At 65.1% G+C, this 3,461-nt stretch carries 3 protein-coding genes; all 3 read right to left on the reverse strand.

Translation table 11 applies throughout. From position 1 onward, the window contains the following. A partial coding sequence (locus MUO23_09075) for a hypothetical protein (GenBank protein MCJ7513107.1) occupies positions 1-527 on the reverse strand: 527 nt, incomplete at its 3' end. Between the two features lie 432 nt (positions 528-959). Further along, positions 960-2,924, reverse strand: coding sequence for a hypothetical protein (locus MUO23_09080; GenBank protein ID MCJ7513108.1), 1,965 nt, complete (start codon positions 2,922-2,924; stop codon positions 960-962). A 290-nt stretch (positions 2,925-3,214) separates the two neighbouring features. Further along, on the reverse strand, positions 3,215-3,461 hold a 247-nt coding region (locus MUO23_09085; protein MCJ7513109.1), incomplete at its 5' end, for a hypothetical protein.

Below are 3,461 nucleotides of genomic sequence, written 5' to 3' on the forward strand. Positions count from 1 at the left end.
GATACCCGGTCGGCGGCTTCCAGCCCCACAGCCACGCTGACCAGGAAGAAGGCCATGAACGGAGTGTCTTTCTGGTTGATGAAGGCATGTCCAAAGAGCAGGGGCTGGGTGGCCAACAGCGCCGTCGCCATCCAGGCGTATCGCCTCGCCACCAGGCGCAGAGCGAGGGCGTAGAAGCCTGCCAGCCCCAGCAGGAAGGACAGGTAGTTGGCCAGATGGCGACCGTCGGCAATATGCCAGGCCGGATTCAGAGCGGTGGCCCCCTGGGCGATCAGCGCAAAGAGCATGAAGTAGGAAGGGCCGTGGTGGGAAAGAGGTTCGCCGTGGGAGAGGTAATCCTGGTAGCGCTCCGGGCTGACATAGGACTGAAGCGCATCGAATCCGACGGTATAGTTGCGTTCTTCATCCCAGGACATGCCGTAGTCGTCTGCCAGCCACGCTCCCACCAGCAAGCCGACCAGCAGCAATGCCGCCAGGGGCGTCCATCTCGATTTGGAGACCGCCTGCAGCCTGGGGTGATCCGACATCAGGGCCTTCTCGCCGGGGTCTGCCCTGGCGTGTGCCTCGGTCGGAGTTCCCCACCCGCCGAGGGGGCTGCGGCGTCTCTGTCCGCCGCGACCTTCCGGCTCAGTATATCAACCCCCCTCTCCCGGCTTGCCGTGCCACCTGTACGAGCCCAGCACTGGCGCCCTGATCCCCGGCCCTGTTCGGAGGTGCGGGCGGCAGCTCATCCACTCCGCGAAGTGCTGGTCTGCAAGAGCGGGTATCACGGCAGGATCATCCGGGGCCGCTGATGCCCATCTTGATCGTTGCCCCGCCCGCCTCCTGGGTGAGCGGAGCATCCTCTACATCGCCTCGCATCTCGGCGGAGGACCGACGGCTTGTTGTGCGCGGCCGGGAAGTCCAAGGGAACCGCGGCGGGCCCCCCCGACGACTTCCCGACCACGTATCCAGGCTGACTAAGGGGCGGTATCGGGAGCTAGTCGAACTTGCCACACCTCGGCCGCCACTGCCGGGCCGATGGTTTCCGTGAACACCCGATCGGCGCCGCGCGTCATGGCGTCTTCGGTATAGTGCGTGCAGACCAGGACGAAGGCAGCCCCACCGCGCTCGGCCTCTTCCTTGGTCATCGTCAAGTCCGGGCGGGCGTATTCGATGGCGCTGTAGAGGGAGCGCCGGGCGAAGACCACCGCTCCCGGCGGCGCCACGTGATTGACGTACTCCTGTGCTTTGCGGAGCGACAGACACCAGTAGTCCATGTGGTACTTGCCATTCGCTCCCGAGGAACCCCCGGCATAGGCATTGTAGTAGGCATATTCGTAGGGATGCAGCCGGGCCAGTCCTAGGAGCCCAGGGATAAGAAGCAGCATGAGGATCACAGGGCGCAGCCACTCCGGCCGAACGTTCTTGACCAGCAGCGCTAAGCCATAGCCGAAGAACACGAACAGCGCTGGCAGCATGAAGAGAATATGCCGGAAGTTGTTGTAGTGGACAGACCCCGGGAGCATGTACAGCACGGTGATCACAGCGAACCAGATCGCCACGAGCAGGAGCACTGGTCGGTGCTCGGGCTGACGGCGGGCATCCAGGTACGCCACGATCAGGCCGACTGCTGCCAAGGGGATGACGGGCTCCGTCAGCTGGATGGTCAACAAGACCGGAAGATAGTCTAAGGGCATTGCCTCGGATGGGAACAGCCGGCCGCGGAACAACACCAGTTTCTGCTCATCGAAGTCGGCCAGATACCGGACGCTCTCGATCAGCCGCTCAATGGGTGCCGGCCATAGCCAAGGCCAGGTCAGATACGTCGCCAGGCCGGCGACGGCCCAGAAGACGAGCAGTGGGCCCAGCGCCTTCCAGCGGAGCCTATGGATCAGATAGCCGCACACGAGCAATCCAGCGAAGCCGCCCAGCGGACGGATTGATACTGTGAAGCCAAGCAAGCCTGCCGCCACCAGCAGAAAGCCATACGCCCTGACCGGCCCCGGCAGGAAGGCGCGTGCCGTCCGCGGCCAGGCTCTGCGACCGAGGTAGAAACCCATCGCAGCCCCTAGCAAGGCCATCAACGCCCGCCCGGCGACCCAGTAGCCCAGCTCGAGCTTGGCGTGGTACACGGCGACGCCGGTCTTGTGCGCATCCTCGGCGACGAATTCATACAACCGGTTGATCGGTTCCCAGGCCTGTCCGGCATGTGCCGTGCTGAGAATGGCTTTCCCGGCGCTGAGAATCTGCCCGAAGACCAACAGGTCCAGCAACAACCAGGCGAATCCCGCCGCCCAAGCCAGGAAGGCCAGTTTCCAGCCCCAGCCCGCGGCCCGAAGGTCCTGTCTCGGCTGCCCCCAGACTCCGAGACCGTCTTGGCCTGACCCCCGCGCCTGCGCTGCACTCGCTGCCAGCCGATCAACCCCGGCAAGCCCGACGACCACCGTCGTCAGGAAGAAAGCCATGAAGGGCGTGTCCTTCTGGTTGATGAAGCCGTGGCCAAACAGCAGAGGCTGCGTGAGGAAGAACGCCGTCGTCCACAGCGCCACCGGCCGCGGCAGCAGACGCAGACACAGGAAGTACAGGCTGGCTCCAGCCAAGAGGAAGGTCAGGTAATTGGAGAGGTGGCGTCCATCCGCCGGCAGCCAGGCCGGGACCAGGCGGGCCAGCCCATCGCCAACCGCGGCAAAGAGCATGAAATACGAGGGCCCATGGTGCCCCAGGTTGGCGCGTTCGAGGAAGGTACCGAAGGCCTCGGCGCTGGTGTACGCCCGAAGGGCTTCGTGGCCGACGGCGGCATTGGCATACTCGTCGGCCCCCATGCCGTAGTCATTCGCCCACACGATCCCAACCACCAGGCCCACCAGCAGCAAACCCGCCAGCGGAGCCAGGCGGGAAATGCGCCAACGGGAGAGTGTCGGTGCGGTGCGGTCTATGCTCACGGCAACCGCCAGTCTGACTGGGCTGAGGGAGAAGAGAACCTCGTCATGGCCTCAAGGCATCGGCTGTCGAGCTAGTATATCCCGCGGAGAACGGGCGCCTGCAAGGAACGAGGCCAATCAGGGTTCCCCAGAATTGAAGCGTGCCCCGCCTGCGGGCCCGGGCCGGGTGGCCCGCCCTACCCAAGCAGGACATCAACAGCCAATCCGAAGACTCACCGCGGGCCGTCTCACCCCCGGCCTGGGTTGGCGACGGGGAGGGTCTGGGCGCGCCGCAATCCCGGCTTGGCCTGTCAGACGACGATGTTGACCAGCCGCCTGGGAACGACCACCACCTGTCGGGGGGACTTGCCCTGGAGCTGGCGTTTCACCGCTTCGCTGCCCAGAGCCAACGCCTTGAGCGCCTCTTCGTCGATGTTCGCCGGCACGGACACCCGGTCGCGAACCTTCCCGTTCACCTGCAGCACAACCGTGATCGTCTCTTCGTGGGCCAGCCCTTCGTCGTAGGCCGGCCATGGCTGCTGGTGGATCGAGTAGGCC

The sequence above is a fragment of the Anaerolineales bacterium genome (genome assembly GCA_022866145.1).
Taxonomy (GTDB): domain Bacteria; phylum Chloroflexota; class Anaerolineae; order Anaerolineales; family E44-bin32; genus PFL42.